The organism is Candidatus Saccharibacteria bacterium oral taxon 488, assembly GCA_013100805.1.
In the GTDB taxonomy this organism is placed as follows: domain Bacteria; phylum Patescibacteriota; class Saccharimonadia; order Saccharimonadales; family Saccharimonadaceae; genus Nanosynbacter.
Window position 1 is genome coordinate 259970 of sequence record CP040000.1, and the last position, 21079, is coordinate 281048.

Below are 21079 nucleotides of genomic sequence, written 5' to 3' on the forward strand. Positions count from 1 at the left end.
AACTGAATTATGAGTGAATTATGTTCTTCGTGCAGTGAGCAGCTAGAACTGGGCACGCTACAAAAGAAATTTGAGATCGATCTTGAACGCCCATCTCTTGAGTCTCCTTTTCAGTTGACACTCGAGGGGTATTTTCAAAGTGAAGGTGTGAATGAACGAAAGGATCTGATGGCGCATGCTGAGCGAACGATGAAACTGGTGGAGGAGTTTGCTGGTTTGAAACTACCGCCTGAGGCGATTCATGCCGTGCTGCTGCATGACGTGGTTGACCGCTTTCACAACAGAGATAGCCAGAAGTGTACACCGGAACGTCGACAGGCTGCCGGCTTGGCTCTGGCCGATGTATTTACGAATCCTAAAACTGGGATGACGCGCGAGCAGGGTTCATATGTAGCGTCGCTACTAGCGGACTTTATTCTAGTAGAAGAGGTTTCTGGCCAGCACCGACTACAGGTGGCTAATACTATTCCTGAAAATATCAGAGAGATTATCACGGATCGTTACGAAGGTTCGGTGCCGGCTGAAGCATGGCAGCAGATCGAGCCATTTGTTGATGTGGAGCAGATGGCTGAATTCCTAGATAAGACCAATATCGAGGCGGTGATTATCAAGGCCTGTGAGCTACTCGACAATATGTGCTATCCGTCATCATCGCGTGAGTCTGCCAAACTGCAGGATGTCTTGGAGGCGGAGTCGTTCTATGCACCGCTGTGTGAAGTGATGGGGTTTGATGGGCTGGCGGCAAGCCTGCGTTCACAGGCACATATCATTCGGCTGGAGGGGCAGGGCAAGCGTAAGCTCATCGAGGAGATCCGCGAGCAGTATGAAAAAACTCGCCACGTTGGTGTCCGTAATTTAGTTAATACAATTTTTGGTACTGAACAAGTCGAGACCGAAGCAGTGGTTGGTTTGCGCAGTGAAGCATCGTGTCACAATCGGTCAGTTCACATCGGAGATTTTGTAGCGCAAAACGGTAAGGCGGTCTATGGAAAATATCGCCTGAAAACTGTGGGGTCGTGGGCAGCCAAGGTGCATGAAGCGCACCAGAACGACAAACCAGAGTATACACCGATGGACGTGCTGGGCTTGACCGTTATATCAAAGAATGTGAAAGCTCAGGCACGTGATTTTGTGGAGTTTTTACAGCGGCGAATTGATATGAACCCAGCGTTTCAGCTAAAAAAGGCTGCCAGTAAATCCAGTGCCATTTGTGTCCATGGTACGGTGGATTATGTTACTACCGTTCGCCGGGAGATGGAGCAACGCGGGTTTGATACAGAGCGCTGCGAGTTTGTGGTCCAGGATGCTGAAAGTGTGCAGCAGCGCGGTCAGAAATATCAGGTTTCCAAGACGACTTTCCTGATGGATTATCCAGGGCTAGACAAGGGCGTGCCGGTCGAAGTGCAGTTTGTCACCGAGGATGAGCGTCGGCGATCGCGGACGGGAGAGGTGGCGCATATTATTTATAAATATATTCGTCAGCTGGAGCGGCAGCGCCCAGTCTCTGATGAAGATAAATTAGAGCAGCAGAACTCAGTCTCTGACAAAGATAAACATTCCATTGCTAGAGAGATGTCTCAGCTGCTCGAGCAGATCCACCAGCGGCGCGACTATGCCAGCCATGATCTGGAAGTAAATGAGCGTTCAACTCCGGCGCGTGATGCGTTGCTGGAGGATTTATATCATTTCTTGTGTCATGAGCTCGCCTAGTCTCGGCAAACTATGTATAATCAGAATATGACAATTTACTACACTGATGGTTCAGCTAGTCCCAATCCTGGCCCGGGTGGCTTTGCGGTGATTCGTGACCTCCAGCCGTGGATCTTAGGATCAGAGGACGGCGAGACGACCAATATTCGCATGGAAGGCAAGGCGCTGATTGCGGCGCTTCAGGACGCGGACGACGCGCCGTGTGTGATTTATACTGATAGCGAATTTTGGATCAACGTGGTGACCAAGTGGGCACCGGGTTGGCAGCAGCGCGGCTGGACAAAGAAGGGTGGCGAGATCAAGAATCTGGACATCGTGCGTGAGCTATATGAGCTGTATTCAAATTCGCAGGCGGAACTCCGCTGGGTGCGCGGCCACGAGGGCGACGAGGGCAATGAGCTGGCGGATGAGTGGGCCAACCGAGCGCGTGAAGGCGAGCGATTAACTAAATAGCAGCTGGCGACATCTGACAAAAATTGCTATAATTACCCTCATGGAAGAAGTGAGGGAAACGACTGATATTTTTTTGTGGGCCAATCAAACTGATGCGAAGAAGAACGATTTACAGATAGAGCTGTTCTTATTTAATAAAAATTATACGCCGTATGTTATGCCTTTGAAAGGCGATGTTGAGCAGCAGCTCCGGCCGCTATTTTTGTTTGATTATATCAATCAAGTTAATTTGGGCGCCGGTACTGGCCTTAGCGTGCGGGATTATGAACTGAGCGAAGCAGAAGACAACGTACTACTGCGGACGGATCTCGCCAGGGTTGGCCGGGCGGAAACCTTGATTCATTTGATTGAGCATGAGCGCGGCGACATCGTGGAGTTTTCGGAAACTGAGCATGAGTTCAAGCGGATGAAAGGGCTGATAGCGCGATTTACTGATCCGAACGATCCAGAAAAAGTCTTTTACACGGTGAAGCTAATCCAGCAGGGACAGACGCTGAAAAGCGCGCTGGCGTGGGAGTTTTCTGACGGCAAGTTTGGCGCATTTAAGGCGGAGGTTGGGTTTAAGGTGCCAGATGATAACCAGGTGCTGATCATCGGTCAGGACATTTTCGCCTTTAATTCTTCGAAGTTCGAGCGGATGTTTGGCTATGAGTACAAGAAACAGGTGATTGCCGATAAGAAAGTGGCGGAGATTGAAAAAGCGTATAAGCTGAGTTTTCCTGAAGGGTTGGATTTGAACGCGCTGGTCAAGGAGCGCAAAAAGACCATCAATAAACTACAGAAATTAGAGATCGGCGAGGTCAAACAAGAGCAGGTGCTGGACTATGCTGATGAGATGCAGTTGGAGCTGATGAGTGATGATAACGGCGCGATTATCATTATGGATGGCAATGATCTCGACATGTTTGTGAACCTGATCAACGAGGATTACATTGAGAGTAAAATTACTGGCAAGCGCTACGAAATTACGTCGAAAAAACTGCTGGGCGAGCCAGAGGGCGAACCGCCGCGAGGTTAGCTATGGACCAGGAATTAGCGCTGGCGATTTTGATGAGCGGTCGGTCGGCACTGCTGACGGGTGCGGCTGGAACGGGCAAAACGCACCTGTTGAATACTTTTATTGCACAGGCGCGTGACCAGGGTAAAAAGGTGTCGGTAACAGCGACGACGGGCTTGGCGGCGACGCATTTGGGCGGCAATACGATTCACAGTTGGAGCGGCATTGGCGTCAGTGATTATTTGGCGAACAACTTTTTTGATCGGCTATCAAAAACGCGGCGTGAGGTGATTACCAAGACTGATGTGCTGGTGATTGATGAGATTTCCATGCTGCATGATTTTCGGCTGGATATGGTTGATCAGGTGCTGCGCGGTGTCAGGGAAAATGACCAGCCGTTTGGTGGCGTGCAGCTGGTGATGAGTGGTGATTTTTTCCAATTGCCGCCGATTAATCGTCCGGGCGAGCGTGGCGGCGGCTTCGTGGTGTATTCGGAAGCGTGGCAGGAATTGCAGCCGGCGGTGCTGTATCTGGAACGGCAATATCGACAAAATGACGAGCAGCTGCTCGAGATCTTGACGGCACTAAGAAGTGATGATATTAGGCGGCATCATGCCGAGACGCTGCTGGCGCGGACGGAGGTCGAGCTGCCTGATGGTGATATCACCGAGCTACATACCGTCAATGTTGATGTCGACGCCATTAACAGTCAGAAGCTGGCGGAACTGGCGGGCGAGGAGCGAACGTATCAGCAGACGACGACGGGTTCAAAAGTGTATGTCGAGAGTCTGCAGCGGTCAGTGCTGGCGCCGAGTGAACTTGTGTTGAAGTTGGGCGCGTTGGTGATGGCGGTGAAAAATTCGCCGCAGAAATTGTACGCCAACGGTAGTATCGGCACGGTGGTGGATTTCGAGCCGCTGACGGACTATCCAATTGTGGAGTTTCGTGACGGTCGGCAGGTAACCATGGTGCCGGATGTGTGGGAGCTGCGTGACGGTGAGCGTAAGCGGGCGAGTATCTCGCAGGTGCCACTGCGCCTGGCGTGGGCTATCACCGTGCACAAAAGCCAGGGCATGACGCTGGACGCGGCAAAAATTGACCTGAGAAAAGCGTTTGTCGAAGGTATGGGTTATGTGGCGCTCAGTCGGGTGCGAGATTTGGATAACTTGTATCTATATGGTATTAACCGCAAGGCGCTGGAGGTCTCGCCCGATGCGTTGGCAATTGATGAAGTGTTGCAGCGGGCAAGTAGTGAAGCGGTCAAGCACTATCGTCCAATGTTGGAGGAAATGAAGCGAAAACAGTCAGTGCCGAAAAAATCCGGTAAGAAATCTCAGTCCGGTAGTTGGCAGCAAAAAATTGCCAAAATGCGCGAAACCCACCCCAAAGCCTACATGCCGTGGGAAAAAGCCGATGACGACATTCTCAAGCAGGAGTTTCTACAGGGTGTAACCATCCAGCAGCTTAGCCAAAAGCTTGGTCGCCACGAAGGTTCAATTAAGATGCGGTTGCAGAAGCATTTTGGGGAGGATGTGGTGCAGTAGCCCCGGGCTGGCAGATGAGCTGATAACTTGGTATAATATATTTTGATGACAACGAAGCAATCTGAACGCATCGTGTTTCCGAAGAAGTTTTTATGGGGTGCAGCGACGTCGGCACATCAGGTCGAGGGCGGTCTGGTGAATCAGTGGACGACGTGGGAGCTTGAACATGCCAAGCGGCTGTCCGTGCAGGCGCCGCATCAATTTGGTGATATTGATAGCTGGCCGCGCATCAAAAAAGAGGCGACTAGGCCTGACAACTACGTATCGGGGCGGGGTGTCGATCATTACCATCGCTACGAGGAAGATTTCGCGATTCTCAAGAGCCTCAACATGAATGCCTTTCGGTTCTGTATTGAATGGGCGCGAATTGAGCCGCAAGAGGGCGCGTGGGATGCGGCGGCGATCACCCACTATCGGACGTATTTGCGGACGCTGAAAAAGATGGGTATTACGCCGGTGGTGACGCTGTTTCATTTCACGCTGCCGGAGTGGTTTATGGCCAAGGGTGGTTTTGAAAAGCGGCGCAACATCAAATATTTCGTGTATTATGTTGAAAAAGTCTTGAGCGAGCTGGGGCGCGACATTGAGTGGATCGTGACGATTAACGAGCCGACTGTCTATGCTGGCGAGAGTTATCTCGAGGGGCATTGGCCGCCAAATAAAACTTGTAAGCGTGATATGCTGCGCGTGCTCTATAATCTCGTTACGGCGCATAAAAAAGTGTATAAATTGACGCGTGCTCGCAAAAAGTGGAAGGTGTCGATGGCGCATCATCTGATCTATTGCTATCCGGGCGATGATGCGATTCTCAGTCGTGCTAGTGCGCGGGTGGCAAATTATCTCCTGAATACGTGGGTGCTGCGTCGAGTGCGGCGGCATAGTGATTTTTTGGCGATCAATTATTACTTTGCCCGGCGGATTTATGGCTATCGGGTGCATGACCCGTACCTGAAGGTCAGTGATCTTGGCTGGGATATGCAGCCGGATAAATTGCAGTATCTACTGGAGGACGTGGCCGAGTGCTACCAGTTGCCAATTATGATTACCGAGAATGGACTGGCGGACGGCACTGATAGTCAGCGGCAGTGGTGGCTGACCGAGACGATCAAGGCCATGCATGAGGCATTGAAGCGTGATGTCAAGCTAATCGGTTATTTGCACTGGAGCCTGCTTGATAATTTTGAATGGGATAAGGGCTACTGGCCAAAGTTTGGCCTGGTAGCAGTCGATCGGCAAACCATGACCCGGACGGTGCGACCAAGCGCACGCTGGTTCGCGGCGGTGATCAAGAAGCTGCGCGTGTAGCTTATCTAGGGGCGGTACTGGCGTAAGCTGTGGGCAAGGATAGCGCCAGTTGACATTATTGATATATTATGCTAATATGCAACTAGTAATGACCGAAACAAATACGACTAACATTAGTGCTGCTGGCGAGGGGATGCCCCCGTCCCGGGTTGTTGAGGAGTCTCTCTCGTCAGAAACAAAAGGCGAAAAACCGGGCTTCTTGGGTAGGATAAGAAAGGCTGTGGGCAATTTGGCGTTGCGGCTTATAGCGCGCGGCAAAGACGGCCAAGCTAACAGAGACAATAGTGGTGCTGATAGTGAAAATTCTGATGGTGCGGAAGAAACAGCAGAAACACTTGACGATGAAACACTGCAGAGAATTGAGGAGATTGAGGAGCGGTGTGACTTCTACGTTGATATTCTTCTAGAGGACAGTGATATCGCAGATATGCTTATGTCTGGTAAGTATGAAGAAATAGAAAAATTTATACCTAATATAAGAGAGTTGGTTGCGAGTGATGGTCGGCTTAATCCAGAGTCGGAAGATTATGATTTTGATTACGCCGGGGATACTTTATTGCGCTTAGCACGAAATAGTGTTAAGGAGCTTTTTAGGAGACAGTATGAGCATATGCCAAAACTCACCGATAAACTGCGTCACGTAATGTGGGAGCTGATCAATTCAGTACGCTCTTTGGCTGATAGCTATGATCCCTCCTATATTTTTGACAATGAATACCAGCACTCAATGTTTGAACTGATAGGAGTCGAAAGGATGTTGCCCGAGGGGGTGGCCAAAGAGTTTAGGGACATGGTCCTCAGTGAGGTAGCTAGATATGTTACGATGTTGAACCATAATTGCGATTATGGTTACAAGACGACAATGAAGTGGTTGGAGGATCGTGGTTTTCCACCGTGCTACTGGCCGCGAGATGCAAGAGAACGAGAGGATTTTCCAGAGCCGCTGCGCCAAGTACTTGTTGAAGATGCGGTAAGCCATATCGACCACTTGGTAATTAGGTACTATGGCAGAGGAGATAGGGGGGAATGGGTAGATGCGGAGGTAATGCATAAATATTTTGAGGCGCGTTGGCTAGGCATGATTCCCTCCGAAATTTGTGGTAGTTATGATGGGAATCTGATTTACTATTGGCATCAGTGGGTTAACGATATGGACAAGGTTATTGATGGAGTTGGACTAGACAACGCCAAAAAGCTGCAGAAAGAACTTGGGATAACCCATTTTGGTGATTGGAGTCCAGAGACTTTGAGGGGTACGCTGAAGCTACTAGAAACTGGACGTACCGAATCCGGTAATCCAGCAACGATTATCGTCAGGGGTGCTACAGGAGACCATAACGGTGCTGCGGGGACGTATGGAGATATAGAATCCCCCAATACATTTGCTGTTGAAATAAACCATACGAGTGATCTGTCTGGTGTAGTAGCAAAGCTACAACAGGCTGGTGTTGATAGTAATACGTTTGATACAGTTGTCCTGTTTGGTCATGGCTCTGAGAAGCATTTTTTCATGTCGTCGGACGAGAAGATACCGCCCAATCCTCGGAAATGGTGCAATAAAAAAGGTATGCGTAGCCTGATAGAGACGCTGGGGATAGGCACGATCATACTAGACTTGTGTCATCCACTTGTGCGGGAAAAAAGATTTGATGCTCTTATGGTTGGTGACAAGCCACAGCAACGTAGAGGTACGGCGGTAGCGCTATCTAAGGCGTTTCCTGGGGTGCAGGTTATTAGCGGATTGGACGGGGCAACAAGTTCTTACATTATAAAGGGAACAGGCAATATGCAAATCACCACAGAAGACAAGGGTACAATAAACGCATCATCAATGACAGCAGTAACTAAAAACGGGTTAACACGTGTGCATAGAGAGGAGGTTAAAATCCAATGAGCGAGACAGTAGAAAGAAACAGCGGTCCATCACTACGAGAACAGTTACTCAAAGTATCACAGGAGATGAGTCAAACCCTCATTGACTGCGAGCAGGTGGCGCAGAATTATTTGAATAGTATAGCGGGTGTGATGCGTCATTTGGGTGTTAGCTCTAGGGACGTTGATCTCGGTCAGTTTGATGAAAACGGCGATGTGTCGAAGACAGAGTTCGACACGTATCGTATTTGCTGCGATAATACCGATGAAGGTGAAAGAGGTGATTGTCACGTCTATAAAGTTGCTGCTGATGAAAATTTGCGCGAGATTACTGCGCAAGGGGCGGATCTTGATACGTGCAATGTACTAGAGCGACTTAAGCGTGAGTTATATCGCACGACCCGTGATGCGGTGCACCGTAACCAATAGTGTTTTAGTCGAGCACAGCACCACTAGACTTTTCCACAGAATCGTGGAAAAGTTTTTGTTTGGTAGGGAAATGGGTAGAAAGTGGGTAAAAAGGCTTGCATGTGGGTAGTTGTGGGTAGTATAGTGGAGTCAGTGGAACGAAAGTTGATGGAAATCACCAACCAAAACAAACATCCACTACGAAAAACCAACTAATCTACCACGGAGGAAGGGCGACGTGCAGACAGATTACTTTGAGCGAAAGTTGGACGACAAGCGGCGCTTGACGATCCCGGCCGAGCTCAGGGCAGAGTTTGCATCCGGCGTCGTGTTGACTCGCGGGTTTGGCAACTATCTTCACTTGTATCCACAGCAAGTCTGGGATCGGGAAGTGGAGGGCGCGCTGACCGGAAGTATTCTGGATGAGCGCGTGGCCGACCTGAACGTCAAGTTTCGCCGCGGTAAAACCGCCTCGGCGCTCGACCAGAAACAGGGGCGAGTGACGATTGAACAGCATCTACTCGACTATGCTGGTATTGACCGGGAAGTCGTGGCGGTGCGGGCGGGCGCGTATTTTCGGCTGATGGCGGCTGAGAATGCGGATTGATTAGCCGGGGTCAGTACTTTAACAATTTGGAAACCTCTCGAGATCAACTATCTGGGTATTTGAAGATGGCAGGTGGCAATTTGCTCCACGATAAAAACGGCAACGTTCTTTCCTCAAAACACCTCCCAAAAAACTCCACCTCACACATAAGTCTCTTTTGGAAACTATGGTTGTCACTGACAATCATCACATTTCCACTCTTAGACAACAAAAACAAACAAAACACAAATACAAAACAGCCAGAATTAAATATCCAGTTAGGTGATCTCGAGCAGCAAAAGAGGAGGGGCTCGCCCCTCCGGTAGCCAGCCGAACTAAATTCGTCTGCGCTACCTCCTCCCCCTAAAGCTCGCTTACGCTCGTGCGGATCGGCTTACGGGATGGTATACTTTTGCTATGAGTATTAAAGAACATCCACCACAGTCGGAAGCGCTTCAGGTAGGCGAACCGATTCATGTTCCCGTACTCCTTGAGGTGACCTTGGATAGGTTGCGGCCAGCTAAAGGCGAGAGGTATCTCGACCTGACGGCTGGCTACGGCGGCCATGCCAGGGAATTCTTACAGAGGACGGATAATTACTTGGGCGCAGTGCTGGTTGACCGCGATGATAACGCGATTAGCACGCTGGGCGATTTGGCTGAAAAAGGCGCGACGCTAATTCACAAGGATTTTGTGAGCGCAGCGCAGGATTTGGTCAAGCAGGGACGTACATTTGACGTGATTTTGGCTGATTTGGGGGTGTCGTCACCGCAGCTTGACAGAGCAGAGAGAGGTTTTTCGTTTCGGTTTGACGGGCCGCTGGATATGCGGATGGACAATCGGACGGAAATCACAGCAGCGGATATCGTCAATTCGTATTCGGTTGATGAGCTGACGCGGCTGATGACTCGTTACGGCGAGGAAAGTCCCGGGCGGGCTAGGCGAATTGCGTTGGCGATTGTTGGTGTCAGGCCGATTCGGGGGACGACCGAGCTGGCTGATCTGATCAAGCACACTGTCGGTCGCGGCGGGATGAAACATCATCCGGCGACTCGCACCTTTCAGGCACTACGCATTGAGGTCAATCACGAGCTTCGGCTGATTGAAGAATTATTGCCGCTGTTGCCACGCCTTCTTAATCGGGGCGGGCGAGTTGGGATAATTAGTTTTCATAGTCTGGAGGATCGATTGGTCAAGCGATATTTCTGGGAGCAAGCAGCTGCTGGCTACGAGGCCGAGCTGATCATCCCAGAGAAAAAACCGGTGTCTGGAATAGAAGATGTTCACAATCCGCGCAGTCGAAGCGCTCAGTTTCGCTACGCCGTGAAAACATAAACAAAAAGAAGGAGGGCGACACCATGCCAATCCACATCAAAGTACAATTCCAGGACGCAGAAGCAGCTGAGACCGTTGCGGTACGCCGCGGCTAATAAGCTCGCTTGATAGTTTTCCCGGAAAAAGTATGCAAGCTCGGCGGCTCGCTCCCCTAAGGTGAGGGCGGGCCGACCGGCTATATTTTCTCGTGTCTTGATGACGCGCCACCCAAAAACCAAACGTAACAATAGTAAACACACACAGAAATTATTTATGCACACACGCTCATCCACCACATTTACCCCGCGTCGTCCTGGGCCGCAGCTTCGCCGTAACCAGAACGCCACCCGTTTTCGATCACAGACCAAGCTCGGGCCAGTGGCACATACGGTGCTGGTGGCGCTGATGATTATGGTGCTGGGGCTGGTGTACTTGACGCAGGCGACCAAGACGACGGCCTATGGCTACGAGGCGGAGGGGCTGGACTCACAGCTGAATGAGCTGGCGACGAAAAAGTCAGAGCTAGAGGTACAGAATGCGCGGCTGACAGCACTCGAAAAGGTCAAGCATAGCAACGTCGCCTCGGCGATGAAAACACCGACGCAAACGAACTACGCTCGCTAGCCTGGGGGTAAAAGTGGTACAATAGGACAAGCGGTATGAAACGTCACTTAACGCAATCTCGAACCGGCGTACTCGCTATCATTCTGTTGGGGATGATGGCGATTTTTGTGATGCGGCTGTTTTATCTACAGATCATTAAACACAGCGAATACGTGTCGCTGGCTCAGGCCAGTCAGCAGCGTCATTTTGTCATTCCGGCCGAGCGGGGCAAGCTATATATGATGGATGGCGGCGCGCCCGTTCCCGTGGTGCTCAACCAAACAGTTTATACGGTTATCGCTGATCCCCAGACGGTCAAGCAGGAGCAGCGCCAGCAGATTATCGCGGCGCTACAGGAAATTGCCGGTGGCGAGGTAGTGAGTGACGCGGCCAAGCGGCTGGAGCGCACCACCTCTCGCTACGAAGTGCTGGCGCGCAACATCACACGCACCCAGGCCGAGAAGTTAAAGGCCAAGGATTTTGTCGGTATCTTGTATCAAAAGGGGTCGATTCGCAACTATCCGGAGGGGCAGCTGGCGGCGCAGGTGCTAGGCTTCGTGAATGCTGAGGGCAAGGGTCAGTACGGGGTTGAAGGGGCGCTAAACGATAGGCTGAAGGGCCGTGATGGCCTACTCAAAACGGTGGCGGACGTGCGTAATGTACCGCTGACGCTGAGTAAGGATAACGTGCGTGTCGAGGCGAAGTCGGGCGAGAATGTGGCGCTGTCGATTGATCGCAATGTGCAGAGTCACGCCGAAGAAGCGCTCAAACGAGGTATCGACAAGGCTGGCGCGGCCGAGGGTAGCGTGATAGTGATGAATCCGAATAGTGGGCAGGTGCTAGCGATGGCAAATTATCCGACGTATAATCCAGCCGAGTACGCCAAGCAAAAAGATGCAGCAGTGTTTAGTAACGCGACGACGATGCTGCCGTTTGAGCCGGGTTCCATTGTCAAGACGTTCAGTATGGCGACGGGGATTGATAAGGGTGTGGTGACGCCGCAGTCAACGTACTCGAACACTGATTGTACTGAGGTGGGGGATCGGAAAATTTGTAATGCCCTAAGGGGCCTCGGCGGCACGACGAGTATGCAGAGTGCGTTTAACAATTCGCTCAACGTCGGCATGATCACGATTGCGCGGCGGCTGGGCGATGGATCGACGATCACCCCAGGTGCGCGGCAGACGCTGTATGAGTATTATCACGACAAATTTGGGTTCGGTGAGGCGACGGGGATTGAGCTAGCGGAGGCGCTGGGGCTGCTCTACGCGCCGAATCGGCCGGGGGCGGAGGTGAATTACGCTAACATTACGTTCGGGCAGGGTATGAATGCGACGATGGTGCAGGCAGCCAGTGCGTTTTGTTCGGTGGTGAATGGCGGGCAGTATTTTCGACCGACGGTGGTAGCTGGAACGGTGGACGTAAATGGCGGCCTGAAGCCAACAGCTGCTTCGCTACTACGAAGGACGATTTCTGAGCAGTCATCAGCCACGATGCGTGGTATGCTGTCAACGGCGCGGGCGGTTCTCAATCAGCGTATGCCCGATAAAGATAAGCCGGGCTATGATGTCGGCGGCAAGACTGGTACCTCAGAGACACTGATCAATGGTAGCTATACTATGGACGAAACAGTAGCGACGTATATCGGCTATGGTGGCGCAAATCGCCCCGAGTATGTCATAATGGTACGTGTCGCGGCGCCTGGCAAGCGCAAGAACTTACAGGGTAACATTCACGCTGCACCAATTTTTACTGATATCTCCAACTGGATGATTGATTATATGAAATTAGCACCGAAGGGATAGCCATGGCAACTGCTTTACAAACAATGACCAACGAATTGACACACGTATTTTTGCTCAGTGTCGGGGCGTTCTTACTAGCGATGTTTCTGACGCCAATTTATACGTTTTTTGCCTATCGATATCGATTCTGGAAGCGGCAGCGCTCAGAGAGTACCGACGGCAAAGAGTTGAAGGTTTTTGCTAAATTCCAAGCGGCAAAATTGCGGCGAAATATTCCAACAATGGCCGGAGTTATCGGTGTTATTTCGATTTTTGTGGTGACGTTCTCTTGTAATTTAGATCGAGCGCAGACATGGCTGCCACTAGCGGCGTTGATCGGCGGTGCCGCGGTTGGGCTTATTGATGATGTTATTAATCTACGCGGGCTGGGCGGTGGTGCAGCCGGCTTACGTAGTCCGGTGAAATTTGCGCTGATTATGCTTATCGGTATCGTCCTTGGCTGGTTTTTCTATACTAAGCTCGGTGTGGCAAGTTTTCACGTGCCGTTCATGGGCGACGTGGCGATTGGATGGCTGATCATCCCGCTGTTTGCCTTTGCGGTGGTGGCGACTGGCAATGCGGTTAATATTTCTGATGGCATGGATGGTTTGGCCGGTGGGCTGTTGGGGATTAGCTTTGGGGCCTTCGGGGTGATTGCCTTGCTGCAGCAACAGGTACTGCTAGCGGGATTTTGCTTCACGGTAGTTGGTGTGCTGCTGAGTTATCTCTGGTTTAATATCTATCCAGCGCGGTTTTTCATGGGCGATGTTGGTAGCTTTGCCTATGGGGTCAGCTTGGGGGTGGTGGCGATGCTGACCAACTCATTGCTGTTGCTGCCGGTGATTGGGCTGTTGTTTGTGGTTGAGGCAGGCTCGAGCTTGATCCAGATTGTGAGCAAAAAGCTCTTTAAGCGTAAAATTTTCTTGTCAGCGCCAATCCATCATCACCTAGAGGCCAGCGGCTGGCCGGAAACTAAAGTGACGATGCGGTTCTGGGTGATTGGCTGTGTGATGGCGTTTATCGGCGTGATGCTGGCTCTGGCGGGGGGTCATATTGCATAACCGCACTACCACCTCAACCGCCAAGGCGGTGCGTCGACACCGGCCGATGTATCAGATCGTGCTGTATATGGGGTTGTTGTTGATGTTGGGGCTGGTGGTGATGTATGCGCTGGGGCCGCAGCGGGCGAATGTGTTGAATCATACGCACGGCGCGAATTATAGCGACACCTTCTTTTTTAATAAGCAGCTGGCCAGCGTCATCACTGCTGTGGTGGCGTTTGGTGTGGCGGCGATATTGCCGTATCGGTGGTTGACCGAGACGTGGGCCAAGCGGCTGTTCATCGCGGGCTTGGCAGCGTGTTTCTTGTTGGTGGTTTGTGGGGCGTTGCTGCATCTGCCGTTTGCATCGGACACCAACGGTGCGTACCGCTGGTTTTATCTGGGTGGACTGGGTAGTTTTCAGCCGGCGGAGTTATTGAAATTTGGCTTGCTATTGTTTGTGGCTGGGTTTTTGGCCAAGCGGGTGCGCCAAGGCAAACTCAACGATATCAACGAGACGCTGATCCCGCTTGGTATTATTATGGCGGTGTCAATGTTTGTGGTGGTGGTGCTGCAGAAAGATTTGGGGACGGGTGTGTCGCTCGTAGCGCTGGTACTGTCGGTGTTAGCGGTGTCGGGGATGGACGCTCGGCTACTGCGACGCATCGTGCTGGTGATCGCGGCTGCGGCGTTGGTGCTGACGTTCTCATCGCCGCACCGCATCGAGCGGGTGATGACCTTTATCCAGGGTGATACGCATCAATCAGCCAGCCGGGATGAAAATAATTATCATATCCAGCAGGCGCGCATCGCCCTCGGCTCGGGTGGCCTACTGGGCCTCGGCATCGGTAAAAGCGTGCAGGCGACGGGCTACCTGCCGGAGGCGATTAACGACTCGATTTTTGCAGTGATGGGTGAGACGTTTGGTTTTGTCGGTCTGTTGGTTATCTTGGCACTGTTTTCGGCGCTGCTGCTGAGCCTGCTCAAGGTGACGTCGCGGCTGGCTGATATGCACTTGCGGCTAGTGGTGGCGGGCGTGTTTGGCTGGGTGGCGTCGCATGTGCTGATGAATATTGGCTCGATGACGGGGATTATTCCGATGACTGGTATCTCACTGCCGCTGCTCAGTTATGGCGGCACCAGCATGTTATTTATCGCAGCGGCGCTGGGTCTGGCATTTCAACTGTCAGCCTATACGGCGCACAAACCATTAATGGAAGGAGAGGGAAGTGGCAAAGATCTTGGCGGTCGGCGGCGGCTCGGGCGGACACGTTACGCCAGTCGTGGCAGTGTGTAAGGAGTTGCGATCATCGGGTGATCACGAATTGCGGTTTTGGTGTGATCGGAAGTTTGGCGCTAGTGCTCGCGGTATTTTTGGTAAATTTGACGAGGCGATCCCGGTTGAGTTGATTATCGCTGGCAAAATCCGCCGCTACCACGGTAAAAGCATGACGTTTCATCTTCGTCCATCAATTTTGCTACCGAATCTGCGCGATATCTTTTTGGTGGGGGTTGGATTTATTCAGAGCTTTTGTAAGTTGCTCAGGTGGCGGCCAGATGTGATTTTTATCAAGGGCGGCTACGTCTGTCTGCCGGTTGGCTATGCAGCGCGGCTGCTGAAGATTCCGCTGGTGCTGCATGATTCGGATGCGCATCCAGGGCTAACTAATCGGCTATTGGCGCCATTTGCTGCCAAGATCGGCACCGGGGCGCCGCTGGAGCACTATAATTATCCTGACGTCAAGGCGGAGTATGTCGGCATTCCGGTGGCTGAGGAATTTCGACCATATAGCGCGGCTGAGCGGCGGCAGCTAAAGGCAAAGCTTGGCTTTGATCCGGCGCGGCCACTGGTGGTGGTGACTGGCGGTGGACTGGGGGCAGCGCGCCTCAACGAGGCAGCGGTAGCCACGCGCGAGCAGCTGCTGGCTGAGGCGTCGGTGTTCTTGATCTCTGGTAAGCATCAGTTTGACGACCTGAAGGAGCGGACTGACGAGAGAGCGGGCTGGCGCTTAGAGGCGTTCGTCCATCACGGTATGGCCGAAGTATTGGCGGCAGCGGATGTAGTGGTGGCGCGGGCCGGTGCGACGACGCTGCTGGAGCTGGCGGCGCTTCATAAACCAGCGGTGATCGTGCCGAACGGTATGTTGACAGCTGGTCATCAACTGAAGAATGCCAAGGTATATCAGGACGCGCTGGCGGCAGTGATCATTGAGGAGTCGACGCTGGAGCAGACACCAGAGGTGCTGAGCAAGAAGGTCATTGGCCTCGTCAAGTCGCCGCGGATCTTGGCCGGCCTCGAGCGAAACATCGGTACGTTTGCCAAGCCCAACGCCGCCAAGGACATGGCAGCGATGCTCCTCACCGTCATTCGTCGACAGGGGAGACGTCGGTGAAATTACCCTTTTCTCGGGCAAAATCTACGCCGACCACACGCCGCGAAATTGCGGCTCGTCGTCAAGCGGCGCTAATTAACGAGGACAGCTCATTTGAAACAGCCTATCGCCGCAATCGTAACCTCAACACCCGGCACACCGCCTCGCCAGTCGAGACCTCAGAGCGCACGGTTCAGCATGCGAAATCTCGACGTCGCCAGATGCGGTGGATCGTCCTATTGAGTAGTGTACTGGTGATTATTATCGCCGCCCTACTTGCGTGGCAATGTACCGTCACGGTATCAGTGCAAACGCCAGATGCGGCGAGCGCCAAAGAGGCCGATCGCTACCACCGCCTCATTGATGAATATCTCAGTGCACGTCCGGTCGAGCGATTCTTGTTTGTACTGAATCACCAGTCGCTGGCTAGTTTTTTCCTCGAGAAAGCCCCGGAGGTCAAGACGGTTCGCCTCGAGGCCGATCAGCTCGTCAGGCCGCGCCTCAAACTTACCTTTCGCCAGCCAGTCGTCCAGTGGACTTCTGGTGATAAAAGCTATTTTGTTGACGATGCAGGCGTGACATTCTCGACCACCTACGCGAGCTCGCCGTCAGTCATCGTCAAAGACCAGAGCGGTGTGCCGACTGCCGCCGGCCAGGAGGTTATCAATCGCCATTTCCTTAGCTTTCTTGGTCAAGCTGTCGCCGGCTTTCGTGAGCACCAGCTAGAGGTTACGGAAATTATCCTGCCGCAAAACACCGTCCGCCAGGCGCTTCTGTCAATCAAGGGCCGTCCATATAGCATTAAAATGACCACCGACAGGGAGGCGGCAGCGCAGGTAGCGCAAGCGGTCAAGGCCATGGCGTTCTTCCAGAGTAGTGGCGCGGCTCCTGCATATATCGATGTGCGCGTCAATCAGCGAGTGTTTTATAAGTAGCGGGCAGGGGTGAATTACTCGTTCGCGCGGGTTGTAGGTCGAGCCACCAATAGGGTAGAGACGGAGCCCATTACTCCGCTAGTTCGCTTTTTGTTCGTTTATCAGAGGATTAAGAAAAACATAGTTATAATATCAAAATAGCAGAAAATCAAATAAGGTGCTTGTGGAAAAATAGAGCAGGGGAATAAAATAGGAAAAAGTCAAATATTTGTCATGAGCCTAGCCGGCGGGACGCCGTATTTGTCGCGTGCGCACCTCGTGGACAAACAAAAGTGCCATATACCCGTGTGCTGGGTGCCTTGTGATGTGGAAAAGTCTACGAGTTTGCCTAGGCCGTAACGACGTTCAGTTCGGTAAGGATATTTATTTGAGAGACGAGACAATACTGGCGTCTCAGTCTCCCAAAGTCCCCTGATCGCTTGAAAGTGGTTGGCGTGGTCTCCGTTTTGTTTATGGTGCTTGAACGTGTCCCGTATTAGCACTCACCGTAGTGCGGTGAAAACCCAGAGGAGATCCCCCGCCGTAAAGAGGTGTTAGGTGAAAAAGTTATAAAGGGGGTATATTAGTATATTAAGTGTATGTATAACGAGGTTTAGCGTATCAAAATAACTATAATACGTAAAAGCTACCTTGTGCGACATTAAATTATCTACGAAAAGACGTATGCTCTATCGTCTCTTCGCGATAATATTTTTTGTTTTGTATATAATGCCTGGTCTAGTTTTGACTGCCCTTTACTGGACGCCCCGTGCTGTTACCGTGATTGACGGATAAATCTACCAAATGTGGTTTTGCGGAATTTACTGAAAACTTAGATTTGTTTTATTACCTCGGCGTTTTATGTTTTATGGTGATTGAGCGCTTCTGGTCGTTATCGTACCCGTTGCCGTATTATCCATCCAGGCTTGCTATATATGGGCGACACAGCCTGCACGTGCGTTAATCTCGGTAGTCTGAGGCCGCCCGAACCGCTAATGTGATAAGTTCGCTTTTTGTTCTATATATTTCCAAGTAACTTGAATTGTATCTAGTTTGAGAAGGGGGTTTATAGTTAAACATAGTTTAAATTATGGTTACTTCCCTATCGTTTCGTATGTGCTATAATTATAAAGGGAGATAAGATGGGGTTATCGAAGCTTTTCGGAAGAAAAAATGATAAAAGATAAAACAAGGGTCTATGTTCCAGACGGCGGGGCGGATCTTTTTGTTGATTCAGCGCTACGCGAATGGGACCTAGACGATACTCCTACTGAACCAGAGCTAAGTGAAGAAAGTCGTGATCTCCACGATAAACTATTTGCGGAAATCATGCGTCGTATCGAGGAGGGGGAAGATTATGAAGGGCATCAAGAACTCATCGAGCTTATTCGTGCTTCTATAAACAGAAATGCCCAGGACGATCGGGATACTGCAGGTAGCTGATGTTTTTCATAATGAGACGATCTAGAGGAATCTCTGGTGTGTAAGCCATAAATTATACTTATGTCGAACTCTTCTTCCGTCGTCGTCGGCGTTTCTTTGGTGTGGCGGTGTCGGTAGCTGCTGATTCAAATGCGCTGTTGCCGCGGATTTGCAAGATGACTTCGCCGCTGTCTGTGACGGGTTCGGGTTGTGGTGCGGGGTGTTGGGTGTTAGTGGCCGTGGTTCCCTGTGCCGGTTGACTAGTGGCCGCCTGAGCGGGCTGGGCTAGTGCAGCTGCGGCGACGGCTTGTGGGCGCGGCTGGGTGGGCTGCTTTTGCGGGCGTGGCGGCATGATGACGGCGGCAATTTCTTGCTCGACGTCTTCCCTGTTTCGCGAGTACATGCGCCGTGAATGTTCGATGATGTGCGGCGTGTTGTCGGCTTGGCTTGGTGGGAGTTCGAGGGTGCGCGCGGAGAAGGCTGGGGTCTTCTCTCCCCCGATGACCATGTTGATGACGAAGTTACGATTATGCATCTGCAAGAGGTCGACTGCTTCGAAATTCGGCTCAAATTGCTTGGCCAGGATTGGTGCGTCGTCAGCAGACACACGGAATGAAATCATAGTGCCGACGTTGCCAAAGACTGCGTCGCGCACGGTTTCATTCATCTGTGAGATGTACTGGTTGGCGACGGTCAGGTTGAGGCCATACTTGCGGGCTTCGGACAGGATGGTGGCAAATGAGTCAGTGGCGAAGTTCTGGAACTCGTCGACGTAAAGGTAAAATGGACGGCGGTCGCGGATGTCTGGGATGTCCGAGCGGCTCATGGCGGCCAGCTGAATCTTGGTGACTAGGAATGAGCCGAGGATGGCGGCGTTGTCTTCGCCGATGAGGCCCTTGGACAAATTGACGATGAGAATTCTGCCCTCGTCCATGATTTGGCGGATGTTGAAGGTGGATTTGGGCTGGCCGATGATATTGCGGATGATTGGGTTGGCAGTAAAGGCGCCGACTTTGTTGAGGACTGGTGCGACGGCCTCGGCGACGAACTTGTCGTTCCAGCTGGCGAATTCAACATTCCAGAATTGCAAGACCACAGTGTCGCGGCAATAGCCCAGCGTTTCCTTGCGGAAGTTTTTATCAGTTAGCATGCGGGTGATGTCCAGCATGGTCGTCTCTGGCCGGTCGAGCAGTGCCAGGATGGTGTAGCGCAAGATGTACTCCAGTCGCGGCCCCCAACTCTCGCCAAACATGCGCTTCAGGACGCCGATGACCTCTGATGAGATGTTGGTTTTTTGGTTCGGGTTGGTGACTTCCAGCGGGTTGAAGCCAAGCGGATAGGCGGTGTCGGCCGGGTTAAAATAGACGACGTCGTTCAGCCGTGAGCCGGGGATGAATTTCATGTTGTTGATGGCGAAGTCGCCGTGTGGGTCGATGATAGCGTAGCCTTGGCTGTGAAAAATGTCGCTGAGCGCGAATAATTCCAATAATCCGGATTTCCCCGCTCCTGTCTGGCCGATGATGTAGACGTGGCGCGAGCGGTCGTAACGCAGCATGCCGAACTGGTGGTTGATGCCGCGGAAATTGGTGACGCCAAAGGCGGAAATCTGGTCGTCGTTGGCGTCGCTGCCGGTCAGGACGGGCAGCTTGGATGGCGGCTCGGCGGTTTTGGCGCTGGCCCAGACGATGTTCGGCGTCTCGACATTGGTGTGCGGTAAGTGAAAGACGGAGGCCAGCTCCTCAATGTTCAGGATGTAGCCATCGCCGTAAAACGCACGCTTGCGGTACTTGTCGAGAAACTCCTTGCCGAACGCACCCTTGACGGCGCGAAAGCCGTTGAGGTTGGTTGAGTTGAATTGCTTAAAAGCACCGACCAGCGCCTGCATATGTAGTTTGGCGCTGGTTTGATCTTCGCCAAGGTACGCCAGGCGGATCTTGACGTCGTAGCCCAATTTGGTGGCCTTCTTCTCTGCCTCAGAGACGCGCGTCTTGTCACGCTCAGATAGCTCGGGCGCTTTTTTGCCATCACTTCCTTGGCCCGGTGGTCTCCAGAGGGCCTCGAGTAGCGTACCAATCCATTGCAAGCCTCCACCGCCGAGTCCGGGGATAAGTTTATGCCCACTCTTGACGCTAGCGATCCAGCGATCAGCGGACTGTTGCCAGCTGTCGGCGATCGGTCTGATGAGCACTTGCACCCAGAGTTCCTCGCCGGTCAATTCTAGCTTGGCTAGCGTACCGGTAATTCCCGCCAGTGGATCGACTTCAAAGGTTTGAAAGGTGCGAATTGGCAAGAACTCTGGCGCCGTCAAGGTTAGCTCAGTGGTGTACACGGTGGAGTGCTCACGCTCGTGCTCGGTGTAATCTTCGCTGGCGACGTGGATTTGAACGGTTGGGTATTGGGCGTAAATTTGTCCCTCGACGAAGCTCTGTAGCGTCCGGGGTACCCAGACGTAAAAACGAATTTGACCGTTGACCGAGGCGATTTCAAAGCTGATATGCTCCTGCCGCCCGCCTGATAATTTGAGTTCGCGTTTGTCGCGCAAGATGCCGTGCAGGCTGGCGAATAATTGCTCGGCGGCCAGCTCTTTCTTGTCGTTGGCTTTGGGGATTTCGAGTACTAATAACACACTCTCGGTCGGTTCGAATTCGTCGGCCCGCTGATAGTTGCGCCACGTCAAGAATGACAGCACGGCTGTGATGGGTATCCAGACGTACCACTGTGTTAAAAAACTAATCATCGAAGAGATAATTTCCAT

General features: G+C 52.0%; 17 protein-coding genes. 16 read left to right on the forward strand and 1 reads right to left on the reverse strand.

The window, feature by feature from the left end:
• Positions 1-9 precede the first annotated feature (9 nt).
• The 16 genes from FBF27_01330 (at position 10) to FBF27_01405 (ending at position 18345) form a co-directional block, all read left to right on the forward strand.
• Complete coding sequence (locus FBF27_01330; protein QJU09060.1) at positions 10-1710, forward strand: hypothetical protein; 1701 nt, start codon at positions 10-12, stop codon at positions 1708-1710.
• 27 nt (positions 1711-1737) lie between these two features.
• On the forward strand, positions 1738-2163 hold the full coding sequence (locus tag FBF27_01335) for a ribonuclease HI (protein QJU09061.1): 426 nt from the start codon (positions 1738-1740) through the stop codon (positions 2161-2163).
• A gap of 40 nt (positions 2164-2203) precedes the next feature.
• Complete coding sequence (locus tag FBF27_01340) at positions 2204-3181, forward strand: DUF4868 domain-containing protein (GenBank protein ID QJU09062.1); 978 nt, start codon at positions 2204-2206, stop codon at positions 3179-3181.
• A gap of 2 nt (positions 3182-3183) precedes the next feature.
• Positions 3184-4704 carry an ATP-dependent endonuclease gene (locus FBF27_01345; protein QJU09063.1) on the forward strand — a complete coding sequence of 507 codons (1521 nt, stop codon included), beginning with the start codon at positions 3184-3186 and terminating at the stop codon, positions 4702-4704.
• A gap of 45 nt (positions 4705-4749) precedes the next feature.
• Positions 4750-6009 (forward strand): glycoside hydrolase family 1 protein, encoded by a 1260-nt coding sequence (locus FBF27_01350; protein QJU09064.1) that lies wholly within the window; start codon positions 4750-4752, stop codon positions 6007-6009.
• A gap of 76 nt (positions 6010-6085) precedes the next feature.
• Complete coding sequence (locus FBF27_01355) at positions 6086-7903, forward strand: hypothetical protein (GenBank protein QJU09065.1); 1818 nt, start codon at positions 6086-6088, stop codon at positions 7901-7903.
• Positions 7900-8310: a hypothetical protein gene (locus FBF27_01360; GenBank protein ID QJU09066.1), complete on the forward strand. Its 411-nt coding sequence runs from the start codon at positions 7900-7902 to the stop codon at positions 8308-8310. Before FBF27_01355 ends, FBF27_01360 begins: the two co-directional genes overlap by 4 nt.
• Positions 8311-8482: 172 nt before the next feature.
• A complete protein-coding gene (locus FBF27_01365; GenBank protein ID QJU09067.1) occupies positions 8483-8896 on the forward strand; it encodes a hypothetical protein in 414 nt (137 codons plus the stop codon).
• A gap of 396 nt (positions 8897-9292) precedes the next feature.
• Positions 9293-10210: a 16S rRNA (cytosine(1402)-N(4))-methyltransferase RsmH gene (rsmH, locus tag FBF27_01370; GenBank protein ID QJU09068.1), complete on the forward strand. Its 918-nt coding sequence runs from the start codon at positions 9293-9295 to the stop codon at positions 10208-10210.
• A 195-nt stretch (positions 10211-10405) separates the two neighbouring features.
• Positions 10406-10813 carry a hypothetical protein gene (locus tag FBF27_01375; GenBank protein ID QJU09069.1) on the forward strand — a complete coding sequence of 136 codons (408 nt, stop codon included), beginning with the start codon at positions 10406-10408 and terminating at the stop codon, positions 10811-10813.
• Between the two features lie 35 nt (positions 10814-10848).
• Positions 10849-12597, forward strand: coding sequence for a penicillin-binding protein 2 (locus FBF27_01380; protein ID QJU09070.1), 1749 nt, complete (start codon positions 10849-10851; stop codon positions 12595-12597).
• Between the two features lie 2 nt (positions 12598-12599).
• Entirely contained in the window at positions 12600-13637 is a 1038-nt protein-coding gene (mraY, locus tag FBF27_01385; protein ID QJU09071.1) for a phospho-N-acetylmuramoyl-pentapeptide-transferase, read from the forward strand.
• Positions 13630-14913, forward strand: coding sequence for a hypothetical protein (locus FBF27_01390; GenBank protein QJU09072.1), 1284 nt, complete (start codon positions 13630-13632; stop codon positions 14911-14913). The genes mraY and FBF27_01390 overlap by 8 nt, the downstream gene beginning before the upstream one ends.
• On the forward strand, positions 14846-16009 hold the full coding sequence (locus FBF27_01395; protein QJU09073.1) for a hypothetical protein: 1164 nt from the start codon (positions 14846-14848) through the stop codon (positions 16007-16009). Before FBF27_01390 ends, FBF27_01395 begins: the two co-directional genes overlap by 68 nt.
• On the forward strand, positions 16006-16923 hold the full coding sequence (locus FBF27_01400; protein QJU09074.1) for a hypothetical protein: 918 nt from the start codon (positions 16006-16008) through the stop codon (positions 16921-16923). Before FBF27_01395 ends, FBF27_01400 begins: the two co-directional genes overlap by 4 nt.
• A 1152-nt stretch (positions 16924-18075) precedes the next feature.
• Entirely contained in the window at positions 18076-18345 is a 270-nt protein-coding gene (locus FBF27_01405; GenBank protein ID QJU09075.1) for a hypothetical protein, read from the forward strand.
• A gap of 58 nt (positions 18346-18403) precedes the next feature.
• Here FBF27_01405 and FBF27_01410 read toward each other — a convergent pair whose 3' ends face one another.
• Positions 18404-21079: a hypothetical protein gene (locus tag FBF27_01410; protein ID QJU09076.1), complete on the reverse strand. Its 2676-nt coding sequence runs from the start codon at positions 21077-21079 to the stop codon at positions 18404-18406.

Coding starts and splice junctions, on each gene's coding strand:
- FBF27_01405 (QJU09075.1), top strand. CDS start 18,076: ATGATAAAAGATAAAACAAGGGTCTATGTTCCAGACGGCGGGGCGGAT.
- FBF27_01340 (QJU09062.1), top strand. CDS start 2,204: ATGGAAGAAGTGAGGGAAACGACTGATATTTTTTTGTGGGCCAATCAA.
- FBF27_01335 (QJU09061.1), top strand. CDS start 1,738: ATGACAATTTACTACACTGATGGTTCAGCTAGTCCCAATCCTGGCCCG.
- rsmH (QJU09068.1), top strand. CDS start 9,293: ATGAGTATTAAAGAACATCCACCACAGTCGGAAGCGCTTCAGGTAGGC.
- FBF27_01330 (QJU09060.1), top strand. CDS start 10: ATGAGTGAATTATGTTCTTCGTGCAGTGAGCAGCTAGAACTGGGCACG.
- FBF27_01375 (QJU09069.1), top strand. CDS start 10,406: ATGACGCGCCACCCAAAAACCAAACGTAACAATAGTAAACACACACAG.
- FBF27_01380 (QJU09070.1), top strand. CDS start 10,849: ATGAAACGTCACTTAACGCAATCTCGAACCGGCGTACTCGCTATCATT.
- FBF27_01350 (QJU09064.1), top strand. CDS start 4,750: ATGACAACGAAGCAATCTGAACGCATCGTGTTTCCGAAGAAGTTTTTA.
- FBF27_01360 (QJU09066.1), top strand. CDS start 7,900: ATGAGCGAGACAGTAGAAAGAAACAGCGGTCCATCACTACGAGAACAG.
- FBF27_01410 (QJU09076.1), bottom strand. CDS start 21,079: ATGGAAATTATCTCTTCGATGATTAGTTTTTTAACACAGTGGTACGTC.
- mraY (QJU09071.1), top strand. CDS start 12,600: ATGGCAACTGCTTTACAAACAATGACCAACGAATTGACACACGTATTT.
- FBF27_01355 (QJU09065.1), top strand. CDS start 6,086: ATGCAACTAGTAATGACCGAAACAAATACGACTAACATTAGTGCTGCT.
- FBF27_01345 (QJU09063.1), top strand. CDS start 3,184: ATGGACCAGGAATTAGCGCTGGCGATTTTGATGAGCGGTCGGTCGGCA.